15 protein-coding genes are annotated in these 15,874 nt (G+C 72.0%); 9 read left to right on the top strand and 6 right to left on the bottom strand.

Features of this window, described 5'->3' with window-relative positions:
• Positions 1-350: 350 nt before the first annotated feature.
• The 4 genes from IF22_RS0131505 to IF22_RS0131520 are packed head-to-tail and all read right to left on the bottom strand — an operon-like array spanning position 351 to position 2,406.
• Positions 351-698 (bottom strand): DUF3140 domain-containing protein, encoded by a 348-nt coding sequence (locus IF22_RS0131505; RefSeq protein WP_030337995.1) that lies wholly within the window; start codon positions 696-698, stop codon positions 351-353.
• Positions 685-903, bottom strand: coding sequence for a hypervirulence associated TUDOR domain-containing protein (locus IF22_RS0131510; RefSeq protein ID WP_030337996.1), 219 nt, complete (start codon positions 901-903; stop codon positions 685-687). Before IF22_RS0131510 ends, IF22_RS0131505 begins: the two co-directional genes overlap by 14 nt.
• A gap of 36 nt (positions 904-939) precedes the next feature.
• Positions 940-1,542, bottom strand: a complete 603-nt coding sequence (locus IF22_RS0131515; protein WP_245233795.1) for a Uma2 family endonuclease — start codon at positions 1,540-1,542, stop codon at positions 940-942.
• A gap of 57 nt (positions 1,543-1,599) precedes the next feature.
• Positions 1,600-2,406, bottom strand: coding sequence for a class I SAM-dependent methyltransferase (locus tag IF22_RS0131520; RefSeq protein WP_030337998.1), 807 nt, complete (start codon positions 2,404-2,406; stop codon positions 1,600-1,602).
• A 441-nt stretch (positions 2,407-2,847) separates the two neighbouring features.
• Here IF22_RS0131520 and rpsA point away from each other — a divergent pair, with 441 nt between their 5' ends.
• Entirely contained in the window at positions 2,848-4,356 is a 1,509-nt protein-coding gene (gene rpsA, locus IF22_RS0131525; RefSeq protein WP_030337999.1) for a 30S ribosomal protein S1, read from the top strand.
• A gap of 164 nt (positions 4,357-4,520) precedes the next feature.
• Positions 4,521-5,702, top strand: coding sequence for a dephospho-CoA kinase (gene coaE / locus IF22_RS0131530; RefSeq protein ID WP_030338000.1), 1,182 nt, complete (start codon positions 4,521-4,523; stop codon positions 5,700-5,702).
• 9 nt (positions 5,703-5,711) lie between these two features.
• Here coaE and IF22_RS0131535 read toward each other — a convergent pair whose 3' ends face one another.
• Positions 5,712-7,445 carry a hypothetical protein gene (locus IF22_RS0131535; protein WP_209444624.1) on the bottom strand — a complete coding sequence of 578 codons (1,734 nt, stop codon included), beginning with the start codon at positions 7,443-7,445 and terminating at the stop codon, positions 5,712-5,714.
• A 299-nt stretch (positions 7,446-7,744) separates the two neighbouring features.
• Here IF22_RS0131535 and uvrB point away from each other — a divergent pair, with 299 nt between their 5' ends.
• The 4 genes from uvrB (at position 7,745) to IF22_RS0131555 (ending at position 12,258) form a co-directional block, all read left to right on the top strand.
• Positions 7,745-9,853: an excinuclease ABC subunit UvrB gene (uvrB, locus tag IF22_RS0131540; RefSeq protein ID WP_030338002.1), complete on the top strand. Its 2,109-nt coding sequence runs from the start codon at positions 7,745-7,747 to the stop codon at positions 9,851-9,853.
• A gap of 84 nt (positions 9,854-9,937) precedes the next feature.
• Positions 9,938-10,747, top strand: a complete 810-nt coding sequence (locus IF22_RS0131545) for a helix-turn-helix domain-containing protein (protein WP_245233796.1) — start codon at positions 9,938-9,940, stop codon at positions 10,745-10,747.
• Positions 10,748-10,839: 92 nt separating this feature from the next.
• Complete coding sequence (locus IF22_RS0131550; RefSeq protein ID WP_030338004.1) at positions 10,840-11,208, top strand: VOC family protein; 369 nt, start codon at positions 10,840-10,842, stop codon at positions 11,206-11,208.
• A gap of 192 nt (positions 11,209-11,400) precedes the next feature.
• The gene (locus IF22_RS0131555; RefSeq protein ID WP_030338005.1) at positions 11,401-12,258 is read left to right on the top strand and encodes a helix-turn-helix domain-containing protein; all 858 of its coding nucleotides are present in this window, start codon (positions 11,401-11,403) and stop codon (positions 12,256-12,258) included.
• 112 nt (positions 12,259-12,370) lie between these two features.
• On the opposite strand, the gene IF22_RS0131560 is transcribed toward IF22_RS0131555, so the two are convergent.
• Positions 12,371-12,664 carry an antibiotic biosynthesis monooxygenase family protein gene (locus IF22_RS0131560; protein ID WP_030338006.1) on the bottom strand — a complete coding sequence of 98 codons (294 nt, stop codon included), beginning with the start codon at positions 12,662-12,664 and terminating at the stop codon, positions 12,371-12,373.
• 82 nt (positions 12,665-12,746) lie between these two features.
• Here IF22_RS0131560 and pnuC point away from each other — a divergent pair, with 82 nt between their 5' ends.
• The 3 genes from pnuC to IF22_RS0131575 all read left to right on the top strand — a co-directional run bounded on the left by pnuC (position 12,747) and on the right by IF22_RS0131575 (position 15,834).
• Positions 12,747-13,403, top strand: a complete 657-nt coding sequence (gene pnuC / locus IF22_RS0131565) for a nicotinamide riboside transporter PnuC (RefSeq protein WP_030338007.1) — start codon at positions 12,747-12,749, stop codon at positions 13,401-13,403.
• On the top strand, positions 13,400-14,524 hold the full coding sequence (locus tag IF22_RS0131570; RefSeq protein WP_245233797.1) for an AAA family ATPase: 1,125 nt from the start codon (positions 13,400-13,402) through the stop codon (positions 14,522-14,524). The genes pnuC and IF22_RS0131570 overlap by 4 nt, the downstream gene beginning before the upstream one ends.
• Positions 14,525-14,835: 311 nt before the next feature.
• Complete coding sequence (locus tag IF22_RS0131575) at positions 14,836-15,834, top strand: TerC family protein (RefSeq protein ID WP_030338009.1); 999 nt, start codon at positions 14,836-14,838, stop codon at positions 15,832-15,834.
• The last annotated feature ends 40 nt before the right edge of the window (positions 15,835-15,874 follow it).

A 15,874-nucleotide genomic window follows, 5' to 3' on the forward strand; every position in this document is an offset into this window, starting at 1 on the left:
CCCGCGCCCCGCGCCCGCGCCCCGCGCCCGCGCCCGCGCCCCGCGCCCGCGCCCGCGCCCCGCGCCCGCGCCCGCGCCCCGCGCCCGCGCCCGCATCTCGGATCCCGACGACGAATGCCGCCGCGGGAGACACCGGGAGCCGGGGTTCGGGACGCCCACGACAGCCAAGATCGTGCTCGAACCAGGATGTAGTGGTGTGCGGTGGCGGGGAGGCCCCTACATCATGGATCGAGCGCGATCTTGGCAGTCGACGGGGCGGTCGGCGGGACCGTGGTGCCCGTGCGGGCGGATACCGCACCTGCCGCAATGTCGTGCGGACCTTGTGTGGTGAGCCCGCGGGAGCGGTCCGCCTACTTCAGCGGGTCGTGGCCCCAGTTCATGAGAGACCAGCGCCACCTGGTGTCGCGGACGTCGCCGGAGGGGCGCTGCGCCATGTGTCGACGTACGTAACCGACCACCTTGCGCATGTGCTTGTAGTCGCCGTCGGACAGGTCGCCACGTTTGCGACGGAGCAGGTTGATGATCTTTCGGCCGGACTCGTGCCCGACGGACTCGCCTCCACCGGCGTGACCGCCCTTGTGCCAGCCAACCTGCTTCGACTCGTCCGTCTCCAGCCACGTGGACAGCTCGCCGGGCTTCATGTTCACCGCTTCGGTGAACTCCCGGTAGGTGTCCCGGCCGTCGTCACTTCTGCTCATGGCGCAGCGCCTCCGGTCGGTGGGCCACGTCGCGGCCCGTGCCGTCACTGCGGACCCGGTACTGCGGGTCGTCGGGGGCCGCGTTCACCGCCCGCCCGCGAATCCGCGTCCGCTCGGTGATCGTGCCCCGCACCACGCCGTACGCGCGGCTGCCATGGGCCGACCAGGAGACACGGTCGCCCTGGTGGAATCTCTGTTCGGCCATGGCCCTCGGCTACCCGACCCGGTCGGGGCGAAACGACTACGGGGTGATCTCGGCGACCGGCAGCTTGATGTCGAACGGCTCGGCCAGCTCGATCACGTCGGCGCCGTCGGCGACCAGCTCGTACTGCCGCTCACCGCCCGGCCCCACCCGGTCGCCGATCCGGTACGCGTAGACGTGCACCGGGTCCTGCTCGATCCGCCAGTAGAACGGGATGCCGGCGGCGGCATACTCCCCGGGCTTCGCGAACCTGTCGATCCGTCGCGTGCCGGGCGACACGATCTCCACGGCGAGCACGACGTCCGCCGGCCGCAGTGTGGACCGGTTGGACGGGATCTCGGCACGGCAGAGCAGCACGTCCGGCTGCCGGCTCGTGTTGCGGCTGAACGCGACACCGACTGCTTGGGCAGCACGAAGGTTCGCCGGGGCGTGCGAGCGCAGCCACAGCCACAGCAGGCTGCAGATGTCCTGATGGCCCAGGGTGGGGGAGGGTGTCACCTGGATAACTCCGTCGACGAGTTCGACGCGGGGGGCGTCGTCCGGCAGGGCGAGCAGGTCCTCCAGCGTGTAGTCGGCACGCTGCTGCCGCATCGGATCCGGACACCAGGGGCCAGGTGGTGTCGGGATGGGCTCGGCGCTCATGGAGTCGAGCCTACCGGCGATCGATGGATCGCAGGTCGGACCGCGGGTGCGACCCGCTCACCCGGCCGGCTTCTCGGTGACGAAGATGGCGGTGCCGGGGAAGAGCCGTCCGCGCAGCGGGCTCCACTGCCCCCAGATCTCCTCGTGTCCCTCGGGCCACTCCGGCTCCACCAGGTCGAGCAACCGGAACCCGGCGCCCACCAGTTCCCGGATCCGGTCGCCGAGGGTGCGGTGCTGCTCGACGTAGGTGGCCACCCCGTTCTCGTCCTGCTCCACGTAGGGGGAGCGGTCGAAGTACGAGTGCACCGCCGTCAGCCCGCCCTCGCCGGGGTCGTCGAGGAAGATCCACCGCATCGGGTGGGTCACCGAGAACACCCACCGGCCGCCCGGGCGCAGCACCCGGTGCACCTCGGCGAGCAGTGCCGCCGAGTCGTCCACGAACGGGATCGCGCCGAACGCGGTGCAGGCGACGTCGAACGACTGGTCGGCGAACGGCAGGGCGAGCGCGTCGGCCTGCACCAGCGGTACGCGTACCCCGGTGCGGTCGGCGGCCGTGGCGGCGTGCCGCAACATGCCGGCGGACAGGTCGAAGGCGACCGGCCGGGCGCCCTGGGTGGCGAGCCAGCGGGCGGCGGCCGCGGCGCCGGCGCCCACCTCCAGCACCCGTCGCCCCGACACGTCGCCGAGCAGCCGCGCGTCGGCCTCGCGCAGGCCCTCGGGACACCAGACGAAGTCCACGTCGCCGAGGAACGCGCCGTGTTCGGCCTGGTAGTCGTCGGCGTCGGTGTCCCACCAGCCGCGGTTGGCGCGCCGCGCCTCGGCGTCACCCACCCGGCGCCGGGTAACCCGGCTGTCGTCATCCACGCGCCCACGCTAGGCCCCACCCGCTCGATTGGGTACGACGGCGCGTCGGAGATCTCGGTGACCGGTTCGCCGTCGGCGGCGGTGGCGCGCGCCGACCCGGCGACCCGAGTCGATCAGGCGCGGCGGCGACGAGGCGTACGGGGCTGCTGTGACGCAGGAGACAGCAGGGGTGTTTTCCGGGCGATTGTTCGGCTTTCGCAGGTCATCGTGTGGAGAGAACCCGGGAGGGCTTGCACGCTGTGGTAATGCGCACGGTAGGCTAGACGATGCGCTCGCGGATCGCGTTGCCTCGGCAGGGAGCAGGTGCGCGGTCGACGGAGCCACATCATGATCTCACTAGGCGATCGTTCGGTGTGCCCGGCGACGGATCCGCTGGCGCGAACAGGTCACTGCGACACACCAGCCTGCTGTGACAACCCACCGACCGGAGCAACCGCCCACATGACGAGCAGCATCGAGGCCCCCTCGAGCGCCACCCGGGTCACCCACGACGATCTCGGTTCCGAGGAGGCTTTCCTCGCCGCGATCGACGAGACCATCAAGTACTTCAACGACGGCGACATTGTCGAAGGCACCGTCGTCAAGGTCGATCGGGACGAGGTCCTGCTCGACATCGGCTACAAGACCGAGGGTGTCATCCCCTCTCGGGAGTTGTCGATCAAGCACGACGTGGACCCGGCCGAGGTTGTGACGGTTGGCGACCACATCGAGGCCCTGGTCCTCCAGAAGGAGGACAAGGAGGGTCGTCTGATCCTCTCCAAGAAGCGGGCGCAGTACGAGCGGGCCTGGGGCACGATCGAGAAGATCAAGGACGAGGACGGCGTCGTCCGCGGTTCGGTCATCGAGGTGGTCAAGGGCGGCCTCATCCTCGACATCGGGCTGCGCGGCTTCCTGCCCGCGTCCCTGGTCGAGATGCGTCGCGTGCGCGACCTGCAGCCGTACGTCGGGCGGGAGCTCGAGGCCAAGATCATCGAGCTGGACAAGAACCGCAACAACGTGGTCCTGTCCCGCCGGGCCTGGCTGGAGCAGACGCAGTCCGAGGTGCGCACCGAGTTCCTCAACAAGCTGCAGAAGGGCCAGGTCCGCAAGGGCGTCGTGTCCTCGATCGTCAACTTCGGCGCCTTCGTGGACCTGGGCGGCGTCGACGGTCTGGTGCACGTCTCCGAGCTGTCCTGGAAGCACATCGACCACCCGTCCGAGGTCGTCGAGGTGGGCCAGGAGGTCGAGGTCGAGGTCCTGGACGTCGACCTGGACCGCGAGCGGGTCTCGCTGTCGCTGAAGGCGACCCAGGAGGACCCGTGGCGGCAGTTCGCCCGCACCCACGCGATCCAGCAGATCGTGCCGGGTAAGGTCACCAAGCTGGTTCCGTTCGGTGCGTTCGTCCGCGTGGACGACGGCATCGAGGGTCTGGTCCACATCTCCGAGCTGGCCGAGCGCCACGTGGAGATCCCGGAGCAGGTCGTCCAGGTCGGCTCCGAGGTCATGGTCAAGGTCATCGACATCGACCTGGAGCGTCGCCGGATCTCGCTGTCGCTCAAGCAGGCCAACGAGGGCTTCGTCGAGGGCGAGGAGCACTTCGACCCGACCCTCTACGGCATGGCCGCGACGTACGACACCGAGGGCAACTACATCTACCCGGAGGGCTTCGACCCGGAGACGGGCGAGTGGCTCGAGGGGTACGACAAGCAGCGCGAGACCTGGGAGAACCAGTACGCCGAGGCTCGTCTGCGCTGGGAGGCCCACACCAAGCAGGTGCAGACCTCTCGGGCCGCCGACGCCGAGGCCGCTGCCAACCCGACTCCGGTCGTCCCGGCCGCTGCCGGTGGCGGCGGTGGCACCACCTCCTCGTCCAGCCCGGCCCCGAGCCGGCAGGCCGAGGAGCCGGCCGGCACGCTGGCCACCGACGAGGCGCTCGCCGCACTGCGGGAGAAGCTCGCCGGCGGTAAGTGACCCGCTGAACGACGACGGGCCCCGTTCCCGCGATCTCCGGATCGCTGGGGGCGGGGCCCTCGCCGTACCTGCCGCACACGAGCTGCGCCGGTCGGAGCGGTCGGCGGGTCGCCGGGTGGCGGGCGGGTTTGGCGGCGGGCTTGTGGATCCGGTTGACTGTTCGGGTGCTGAGGGTGGGGTTGACCGGCGGGATCGGGTCCGGCAAGAGCGCGGTGGCCGCGCGGCTCGTCGAGCGGGGCGCGGTGCTGATTGACGCCGACCGGGTGGCCCGGGAGGTGGTGGCGCCGGGTACGGACGGGCTGGCCGAGATCGTCGCCGCCTTCTCCGACGCGGTGCTGGACACCGACGGCGCGCTGGACCGGGCCGCCCTGGGAGCGGTGGTGTTCGCCGACGAGGCCGCCCGGCGTCGGCTGGAGGCGATCACCCACCCCCGGGTCCGGGCCCGCACCGCGGAGCTGACCGCCGCGGCGGCACCCGACGCGATCGTCGTCAACGACGTGCCGCTGCTGGTCGAGGTGGGTCTCGCGCCGACGTACCACCTGGTGGTCGTGGTGCAGACGGCCGTGCCGACCCGACTGGAGCGGCTGGCGCGCGACCGGGGGATGAGTCGTGCGGAGGCCGAGCGGCGGATCGCCGCCCAGGCCGACGACGCCCGCCGCCGGGCGGTGGCCGACGTGGTGCTGACCAATGACGGCAGTCTGGCGGCGCTGCACGACGCCGTCGACGTGCTCTGGCGGCAACGGCTGGTGCCCTACGAGGACAACCTGCGCCAGCGGCGGGTGGTCCCGCCGGACCCGGCGGCGTCGGTCGGAGCCGACGCGAGCTGGTCGGAGCAGTACGAGCGGCTGGCCGCCCGGATCCAGCACGCGCTCGGCTCGGCCGCCCTGCGCATCGACCACATCGGCGCGACGGCGGTGCCCGGCCTCGCCGCGCAGAACGTCATCGACGTGCAGGTGGCGGTCGCGAGTCTCGCCGACGCCGACGGGCCGTTGGCCGACCGGCTGGCGAGCGCCGGGTTCCCGCGGGTGCCGGGGCAGTGGTGGGACGACCCGCGCCCGGCCGGCAGGGGGCGTTGGGAGAAGCGGCTGCACGGCAGTGCGGACCCGGCCCGCCCTGTTCGTCTGCACGTGCGGGTGGCGGATTCACCGGGCTGGCGGTACGCGTTGCTGATGCGCGACCACCTGCGTGCCGACCCGGATCAGCGGGCCGCGTACCTGCTGCTCAAGCGGGACCTGGTCGCGTCGGCGCCGGAGGCCGGCGATTCCGGCACGGCCCGGAACCCGTGGTTCGACGAGGAGTACCTGCGGGCCGAGCAGTGGGCCACGCAAACCGGCTGGCGGGCCTGAGGGCGCCGGTCAGCGGGTGCCGGGCCGAGGGGCCGAGGACCGGGGAGCTGCCGGTCGGGGGTTGGCAGGCCGGGGGTTGGCGGCCAGCCGGGGCACGACGGCGGGTTGGAGGTCCAGGTGTGCCCACGCGCCGACGTCGGTCCGCAACTCGAGTCGGCGCAGCGACCCGTCCCCGCGGTCGATCCAGTAGCGCAGCCGCGCGCCGGCCGGACCCGCCTCGATGACGTCCACGGTCCGTCCGGCGGTGACATCGTCGCGTATGCGTACGGCCGCGCCCCGGTGCCCGACCGACCCGGCGGTCACCGCGGCGTCGACAAGCACGCTCAGGTCGTCCCCGCCGGGTCGGGTGACCCGCCAGGCCCCGGCCGGGGGCGGCAGCGGCGGCCGGGCCGGCGCCTCCGCGGTGCCGCCGCCGGCGGCGACCGCCGGCAGGTCGGCCCGGGCCAGACCGGCGACGTCGCGTCGCAGCAGGGTCCGGCGATCCGGTACGCCAAGGTCGGCGACGGCGAGGTACGCGGTCCGCGCGGTCCAGCTCACCCAACCGGCGCCCCGCAGGTTCGTGTCAGTGCCGACCGGCGCGGTCAGCGTGAGCGTGGCACCGCCCTGGGCGCGGAGCCGGGCGGGCAGCCGGTCGAGCCGACGCTGTTCGGCGTCGGTCAGCACGCGGGGCAGACCGGGTCGGCCGCCGAGGGCGTCCACCGGTCGTAGTGTCGGCCGGTCCTCCCGGTTGAACACCACAGTGACCGGGCCGGTGCCGGGCAGGCGGGTCACCAGCTTGTGCAGCCGGGCGTCCTGGTCGAGCCAGTACCGGGTCTGTCCGTCCGGGGTCGGTGTCGCGGCGCGGGGGGTGCCGGGCGCCGTGCTGGCGGCCGGCGCGCCGGTGGCCAGTGGCGCCTGTATGACGTCCAGGGGGCCGGCCGGCGCGGTGTCCCGGGCGATCCAGCGCGCCTCGCTGGACGGTGCCGTCCGGGTCGGGTCGGGGCGATCGGCGGCGAGATCGAGGAGCAGGTCGAGCACCGGTGCCAGGTGCGCCCCGGGGGTCAGTCGGTGCAGCCGCCACCGATCCGCCGGTGGCATCAGTGGTGGTGCGGCGGGAGTGGGCACCGCCGCCGGGTCGGGCCTGATCACCAGCACCGGCCCGCTCTTCTGCAGCAGCCCGCGTTCGGCGCCGGCACCCGGGCCGCCCACGTCGAGGTAGAGCAGCGACCGGGACCAGTCCACCCAGCCCACCAGTTCGACGCGGGCGGCGTCGGTGCCGGCCGTCACGCGTACGCCGGCGCGCAGGTCCCGCAGGTTGGTGACCCGTACGGCGGCCAGTCGATCGCTCTCCGACACGGTCAGCGGCCGGGCTGGCTCGGGCGGGTCGGGTGCCCAGCTCAACAACCCGAGCACCAGGGCGGTCGCGGACGTCACCGCCGTCAGGCCGAGCAACAGCAGCACGGTACGCCGACGACGTCCGGCCGTGGCCGGGCCGGTGGTGTCGGTGGTGTCGGTGGTGTCCGTGAGGTCGGGGCCGGTGGTCTCGTGGTCCTCCGCGCGGGTCCGTGCGGCGGCGGCCCGGCCGCTGGCGCTCGGGCGGCGGGCGGTGGCCCGGCGGGCGCCGCCGGTGGTGCGGGCTGTCGTGGACGCGCCGCTGGCTGAGCCGCCGTCGCCGCTGCCCGGGGCGTTGCCGGTGCTCGGGTCGCCCGGCCGCGACGGGGTCGCGTGGGCGGTGTCGGGCGCCGGGGTCGGGGAGGTGTCCACGGAGATGAAACGGCCGGGGTGGCACCGAGGTGACGAGCAGGGGCGCTCGCGGCGGCCGGTCTGCGCCTCGAGCGCGACCACACGGGTGCGCACGCCGGACGAGCCGGGTGCTGCGACCGCAGTGCCGGGGGCGACCGGCCGTGATGTTGGCCTGGCCACCGGCCCGGTCGGCCGCCGCGAGCGGCCTACAGGAAGAGGGTAGTCCCGGTGACATGGGCCACACAATGGGAATATTGAAGCCGATCACGTACCTGGCGTGACGGCCGAACATGTCGGACCTGCGGCGTACCGTTGACGGCATGGCGCTCGACATTCCCCGGCTCGACAGCCGCTTCCAGGTCGTCAGTGAGTTCCAGCCGGCCGGCGACCAACCGACCGCGATCGACGATCTTGAGCGTCGGGTTCGGCGCGGCGACCGCAACACCGTGCTGCTCGGCGCGACGGGCACCGGCAAGAGTGCCACCACGGCGTGGCTGATCGAGCGGCTGCAACGCCCCACCCTGGTGCTCGCCCCGAACAAGACGCTCTGTGCGCAGTTGGCCAAGGAGTTCAGCGAGCTGCTGCCGCACAACGCCGTCGAATACTTCGTGTCGTACTACGACTACTACCAGCCCGAGGCCTACATCCCGCAGACCGACACCTACATCGAGAAGGACTCCTCGATCAACGAGGAGGTGGAGCGGCTGCGGCACTCGGCGACGATGTCGCTGCTCACCCGCCGCGACGTGATCGTGGTGGCGACCGTCTCGGCGATCTACGGGCTGGGCACCCCGGAGGAATACCTCGACCGGGCGGTGAAGGTGCAGGTCGGCCAGGATCTCGACCGCGACCAGTTGCTGCGCCGGCTGGTCGACATCCAGTACACCCGCAACGACATGGCCTTCCAGCGCGGCACCTTCCGGGTCCGCGGTGACACCCTGGAGATCATCCCGGCGTACGAGGAGCTGGCCGTGCGCATCGAGCTCTTCGGTGACGAGGTGGAGAAGCTCTACTACCTCAACCCGTTGACCGGTGACGTGGTCCGCGAGGTCGACCAGTTGGTGATCTTCCCGGCCACGCACTACGCGGCGGGCCCGGAGCGGATGGAGCGGGCGATCCGCGACATCGAGGTCGAGCTGGCCGAGCGGCTGGCCGAGCTGGAGCGGCAGGGCAAGCTGCTGGAGGCGCAGCGGCTGCGGATGCGCACCACCTACGACATCGAGATGATGCGGCAGGTGGGTTTCTGCTCCGGCATCGAGAACTACTCGATGCACATGGACGGGCGGCTGCCCGGCAGTCCGCCGCACTGCCTGCTCGACTACTTCCCCGACGACTTCCTCACCGTGGTCGACGAGTCGCACGTGACCATCCCGCAGATCGGCGGCATGTACGAGGGCGACGCCTCGCGCAAGCGGATGCTCATCGACCACGGCTTCCGGCTGCCCAGCGCGGCCGACAACCGGCCGTTGCGCTTCGACGAGTTCCTGGAGCGGGTCGGGCAGATGGTCTTCCTCTCCGCGACCCCCGGCACCTGGGAGATGGAGCAGGCCCAGGGCGAGTTCGTCGAGCAGGTGATCCGACCGACCGGCCTGGTCGACCCGGAGGTCGTGATCAAGCCGACCAAGGGCCAGATCGACGACCTGATGCACGAGATCAAGCTGCGGACCGACCGGGACGAGCGGGTGCTTGTCACCACGCTGACCAAGAAGATGGCCGAGGACCTGTCCGACTACCTGCTGGAGAACGGCATCCGGGTGCGCTACCTGCACTCGGAGGTGGACACGCTGCGCCGGGTGGAGCTGCTGCGTGAGCTGCGCAAGGGCGACTACGACGTGCTGGTCGGCATCAACCTGCTCCGCGAGGGTCTGGACCTGCCCGAGGTGTCGCTGGTGGCGATTCTCGACGCTGACAAGGAGGGCTTCCTGCGCAGCGGCCGGTCGCTGATCCAGACCATCGGTCGAGCCGCCCGTAACGTCTCCGGTCAGGTGCACATGTACGCCGACAAGATCACCCCGTCGATGGCGGCGGCGATCGACGAGACCGATCGGCGGCGGGCCAAGCAGATCGCGCACAACGAGGCGCACGGCATCAGCCCGGAGCCGCTGCGCAAGAAGATCCACGACATCCTGGACGACATCTACCGCGAGGCGGAGGACACCGAGAACTCCCGGGTCGGGGGTGCGGTGCGGCAGCTCTCCCGAGGCAAGGCGCCGGTCAAGGAGACCCGCAGCCGGAGCCGCTCCGCTGCCGCCACCACCTCCCGGGAGGGGATGGCCCGCGCCGACCTCGCCCAGCTCATCCAGGAGCTCAACGACCAGATGTTGGCCGCCGCCCGCGAGCTGCAGTTCGAGTTGGCGGCCCGGATCCGCGACGAGGTCTCCGACCTGAAGAAGGAGCTGCGCGGCATGGACGCCGCCGGCGTGAGGTGACGGTCTCCCCGGTCGGCCACGCCCAGCGTTACGCCCGGGCCCGGCCGACCGGGGCAACGCGAAGGGCGGGCTCTGTTGACGGCGGTGACGCCGGTTGGCGAGATGGTCCTCGGGCTGCCCGAGGCGAGGCTGCGTCCGTTCGTCGACCGGTACGTGGGCTACCGGGAACGCGCTGACGTGCCACTGGTCCGCCGGGAGTCGGCGGGCGTCTTCGTGGTGCTGATCCTGGGTTGGGGTGCTCCGCTGGACGTGACCGACCCGCGCAGCGCCGAGCGCGGCGTCACCACCGTCGACTCGTTCGTGGCCGGCACCTTCGACGGTTGGTGCACCACGCGCACGGTGGGCGTGGGGGAGGGTGTCGAGTTGCTGCTCGCCCCGTTGACCGCCCGGCGGCTCCTCGGCCTGCCGCTGGGCGAGCTGACCAACCGGGCCGTCGGCGTGGAGCAGCTCCCGGGCCACTGGCTGGATCGGCTGCGCGACCGGCTCGCCGAGGCCCCGGGCTGGCCGGAGCGGTTCGCCCTGCTCGACCGGGTGCTCACCGCCCGGCTGGTGGCGTCCCCGCCGGTGGACCCGCGGCTCGCCTGGGCGTGGCGGTGGCTCGTCGCCAGCGGTGGGCGGGGGAGCGTCGGTGAGCTCGCCGACGAGCTGGGCTGGAGTCGGCGGCACCTCGCGTTCCGGTTCCGGCAGGACGTCGGGCTGCCACCCAAGATGGCCGCCCGGCTGCTGCGTTTCCAACAGGCGCACACCGTGTCGACCGAGATCGCGTCGAGCGGTCGGGCCGTCGACTGGGCCGCGGTGGCGGCGGCCTGCGGTTACTACGACCAGTCCCACCTGATCCGGGACTTCCACCAGTTCGCGGGGGCGACGCCGGCCGCGCTGCTCGCCGCCCGGTGACGACGCTCGACTGACCCCCTGCTCGCGGCGGCGACCCGCCGAGGTCGCATTCGTCCAATCCGGATTCGCGCCGCCGGACGCAGAATCGGGTCATGCGAACCATCTATCCGATCCTCCGTTACCCCGATCCCCGCGCCGCGATCGACTGGCTCGGCGCCGCCTTCGGTTTCCAGGTGCACGCCGTGCACGAGGCACCCGATGGCACCGTCGCGCACGCCGAGCTGATCCTCGACACCGGCATGATCATGCTGGGTGGGCGGACCGACGCCGCGCCCCGCCCGGCGGACGACGACTGGTCGGTCTACGTGGCGGTGCCGGACGTCGACGCGCACTGCGCGCGGGCCCGGGCGGCCGGCGCCGAGATCATCCGTGAGCCGTTCGACACCGACTACGGCTCCCGTGACTACGCGGCGCGCGACCTGGCCGGCACCGTCTGGTCGTTTGGCACGTACCGGCCCTGAACCCCCGCCGAGCCGGCCCGCAGCCCGCAGGGCACCCACCCCCCTCGACCGTGAACCGCCGCTGACCTGTGGAAACGATGCGGGTGAGCGGGCCCGGCCGGGGGCGGCACCGAATGCGCCGATTGCGGTGTGCGAGCGAACTATTGCACTGGGTGATCGTCCTGCGTAGTCTCCCTCGGTGGGGAGGCCGGGATGCCGCTGCCAACAAGTCCTGTTATTCGACGTGCACGTCTCGGCGCAGAACTGCGCCAGCTTCGTCGGCGCGAGTCGCTGACCCTGGAGCAGGTCTGTGACCGGTTGGGTTGGGCCTCGACGTCAAAGCTGTCCCGCATCGAGCTGGGCCAGAGTCGCCCGGACCTTGCCGACGTGCTCGATCTGCTGGACGTCTACAAGGTGCCGACGCCCGCCCGGGAGGCGCTGATCGTCATCGCCCGGGACGCGGCGACCAGTCGGGGCTGGTGGAAGACGCTGGGCGAGATGAGCGAACGGCAGCGCACCTACGCCGAGTTGGAGGCGGGTGCCGCCGACATCGTCGAGTACCAGCCGTCGGTGGTGCCGGGGCTGCTGCAGACGCCCGCGTACGCCCGGGTGCTGGTCACGGCCAGCGCCCAGCTCACGCCGGAGGTCGATGTGGACGCCGAGGTGCGGGCTCGGGCGCTACGGCAGGAGGTGCTGCGGCGGGCCTATCCGCCGCGCTACACGGCGGTGCTCGCCGAGGCCGTCTGCGACCAGGGTGACCTGCCGGTGGCGGTCTGGCGGGAGCAGCTGCGGCATCTGGTCGCGGTGACCGGGCTGTCCCACGTCACGGTGCGACTGCTGCCGCGCGGGGTCGCCGGTGGCGGCCTGCATCCGCTGACACCGTATTCCTGCTACGCCTTTCCCGACCCGGCGGACCCGCGGACGGTGATGCTCGAGGCGCTGACCACCGACGTCCGGTTGGCCACCGCGCTCGACGTCGACCGCTACCAGCGGATGACCGAGGCGTTGCTGGCCGCGGCGCTGTCGCCGGAGGAGACCGTCACCGTGCTGGCCCGCCGCGTCGGCGAGTAACCGCCGACGGCGCGGCGCCGCGCGGCCACCGGGCCCGGCGCCCCCGAGCCCGTCGGGACCGGCGGCCGGCGCGTGCGTCCGGCACGATAACCACGGGGTACGACAGGCAGGCTCAGGCCGGCACGTCGAGGAAGTGCTCGACCACCGGCGGTCCCGCGAAGTGGGGGCCGATCAGCGCCCGCCACCGCTCGAACCGTTCGGTGGCCCGGAAGTTCTCCTCGTGCGCCTCGACCGAGTCCCATTCGACGAGCAGCACGAAGCGGGTCGGCGACTCGATTCCCCGGGTCATCCGCACGGACCGGCAGCCGGGCGCCCCGGCGAGCACCGGGTGCCCCTCGGCGTACGCGGCGGCGAACGCGTCCTCGTGTCCGGGCAGTACGTCGATCAACGCGACCTCAAGCACCATGTCGGACAGCCTCCCACGATGGTCGTTGCCGGTGCTGTCGCGGGGTCTGTTCCGGCGTCGGCGACGCCCCTAGGGTGGCCTGGTGATCATTGACTGGCTCACCGGCACCGCCTTTCGGGTGGCCGGTGCGGGCACCACCTGGGCGGAGCTGCTGGGGTTCGCGACCGGTGTGCTCAACGTGTGGCTGGTGGCCCGGCAGAAGATCGCCAACTGGCCGATCGGCATCGCCAACGTGCTCCTGCTCATGCTGTTGTTCTGGACCGCAGGCCTGTACGCCGACGCGGGGCTCCAGGTCGTCTACGTCGCGCTCGGCTGTTACGGCTGGTGGCACTGGCTGGTCGGTGGCGAGCGGCGCACCCGGCTCACGGTGAGCCGGACGGGACGACGGGAGTGGTTGGCGCTGGCCGCCGCCGGGGTGCTGCTCACCGGCGTGCTCTGGGTGCTGGTGGACCGGGCCACCGACTCGACGGTGCCGCTGCCGGACGCGTTGACCACGGCGCTGTCCCTGCTGGCCACGTACGGGCAGACCCGCAAGCGGGTGGAGAGCTGGTGGCTCTGGATCGCCGCCGACCTGATCTACATCCCGTTGTACGCGTACAAGGGGCTGCACCTGACCGCCGTCCTCTACCTGGTCTTCCTCGCCCTGTGCGTGCTCGGGTTGCGGGCCTGGCGCGCCGACCTGCGTCGGGTCGACCGGCCGAGCGCGGTCCCGCCCGGTCCGGCCCCCGTCGCCGCGTGAGCGCCGAGACGTCCGGCCGGGCACCAGCGCCACGCTCGCCGGGGCACCCGGCCGCCCCGGAGTTCGGGCACGGGATGGTGGTGGGCAAGTTCTATCCACCGCACGCCGGGCACCACGCGCTGATCGCCGCGGCCGCCGCCCGTTGCGCCGAGGTCACCGTCGTGGTGGCACCCTCGCGTCGGGAGTCCATCCCGTTGCCGCTGCGCCTGGACTGGCTGCGGGAGGCGCATGCCGACACGCCGTGGGTCCGGTTCGTCGGCCGGTATGACGACCACCCGGTGGACTACGCCGATCCGGCCGTCTGGGACGCGCACTGCGCGGTGTTCCGCGAGGCCGTCGGGCCGGGGCCGGTGGACGCGGTCTTCTCCTCCGAGGCGTACGGCGCCGAGTTGGCGCGCCGGTTCGACGCCGTACCCGTGTCGGTGGATCCGGACCGGCGGACCGTGCCGGTGTCCGGGACGGTCGTGCGCGCGGATCCGGCGCGTCACTGGCGGTGGTTGAGCGCGCCGGTGCGGGCGTGGTTCGTCCGGCGGGTGGTGGTGGTCGGGGCCGAGTCGACCGGCACCACGACGATGGCGGCGGCGCTGGCGGGGCACTACGGCACGTCCTGGGTGCCGGAGTACGGCAGGGAGTTGACCGCCCACAAGCTGGCCCGGTTGCGGGAGCGGACGCCGACGGCGACGGTCTTCGACGTCACGTGGGACCGGGACGACTTCCGCGCCGTGGTCCGCGCGCAGCAGGCGGCCGAGGACGCGGCGGCCCGGACGAGCGGGCCGCTGCTGGTCTGCGACACCGACGCGCGGGCGACGGCGGTGTGGGAGGAGCGTTACCTGGGCAGCACGTCGGAGCAGGTGCGGGCGGCGGCCCGTCGGCCGGCGCTGTATCTGCTGACTGATCACCGGGGGGTGCCGTTCACCGATGACGGGCTGCGCGACGGCGAGCACCTGCGGGAGTGGATGACCGAGCGGTTCCGGGCCGAGCTGGCGGGGTGCGGGGTGCCGGTGGTGGAGCTGACCGGGTCGCCCGCCGAGCGGTTGGCCCGGGCGGTGCGGGCCTGCGACGACCTGCTCGCCGCAGGCTGGTCCCTCGCCGACCCGATCGCCGCACCCGACCTGCACTAGCCTCCTAGGAAGCCATAGACGGTGTGGCGTCGAACAGGGTGTTCGGAGCCACCGGCTGCCCGGGGTGTGATCACGGGCAGTGGTGGGCAACAATGGTCACCGAGGAGGGGAGTATTCCCCCGCAACGGAGTCGTCAGCACGGTCGATCGCCGGGTTCCACGGCGACCGACCCGGCCCCGTAGGTCGCCGCCCTTCCCGGGCGGCGGCGGAAGAGACCTCCGACAGTCACCAGAGTGAGCGACAGCGGCACACCGGCCCCCGTGGGGGCGTACGGTGTGCCCGACGCCGCGTGTCTGCCGGAGGAATGAACGTTGGACGTGTCCGGATTGGTGTGGGCGGGGACGCTTGTCGCACTGACTGCGGTCCTGCTCGTCGACCTGTTGATCATCGGTCGGCGCCCGCACGAGCCGAGTGTGCGGGAGTCGAGCCTCTGGGTCGCCTTCTATGTGGGGCTCGCCCTGATCTTCGGAGCGGGTCTCTGGCTGACCTCCGGTGCCAGCGCGGCCGGCCAGTTCTACACCGGTTGGCTCACCGAGTACAGCCTCTCGGTGGACAACCTCTTCGTCTTCGTGATCATCATGGCCCGCTTCGGGGTGCCCCGGCAGTACCAGCAGAAGGTGCTGCTCGTCGGCATCGTGCTGGCGCTGGTGATGCGGGGCGGGTTCATCGCCGCGGGTGCCGCGCTGATCTCGCAGTTCTCCTGGGTCTTCTACATCTTCGGCGCGTTCCTGATCTACACGGCGGTGAACCTGGCCCGGCAGGGTGAGCCGGACGAGGACGAGTTCTCCGAGAACGTGCTGATCCGGTGGAGCCGTAAGGCGCTGCCGATCTCGAAGGACTACGACAGCGCGAAGCTCACCACCCGCGTGGACGGCCGGCGGCTGTTCACCCCGATGCTGATCGTGATGATCGCGATCGGCACCACCGACCTGATCTTCGCACTGGATTCGATCCCGGCGATCTTCGGCATCACCCAGGAGCCGTACCTGGTCTTCACCGCCAACGTCTTCGCGCTGATGGGCCTTCGTCAGCTCTACTTCCTGCTCGGTGGCCTGCTCGACCGGCTGATCTACCTGAGCTACGGCCTGGCCGTCGTGCTCGGCTTCATCGGGGTCAAGCTGGTGCTGGAGGCGTTGGCCGACAACAACCTGCCGTTCATCAACGGTGGTGAGCACGTCGGCTGGGCGCCGCACATCCCGATCTGGTTGTCACTGCTGGTCATCATCGGCACCCTGGGTGTCGCCACCGCCGCCAGCCTGATCAAGTCCTCGCGGGACCGGCGTCGCGAGTTGGCCGACGCCCGACGCTGACCGGTCACCGGCCGGGCGCGGGTCCGCGCCCGGCCGGTCG

This window comes from Micromonospora parva (genome assembly GCF_000718515.1).
GTDB lineage: Bacteria > Actinomycetota > Actinomycetes > Mycobacteriales > Micromonosporaceae > Micromonospora > Micromonospora parva.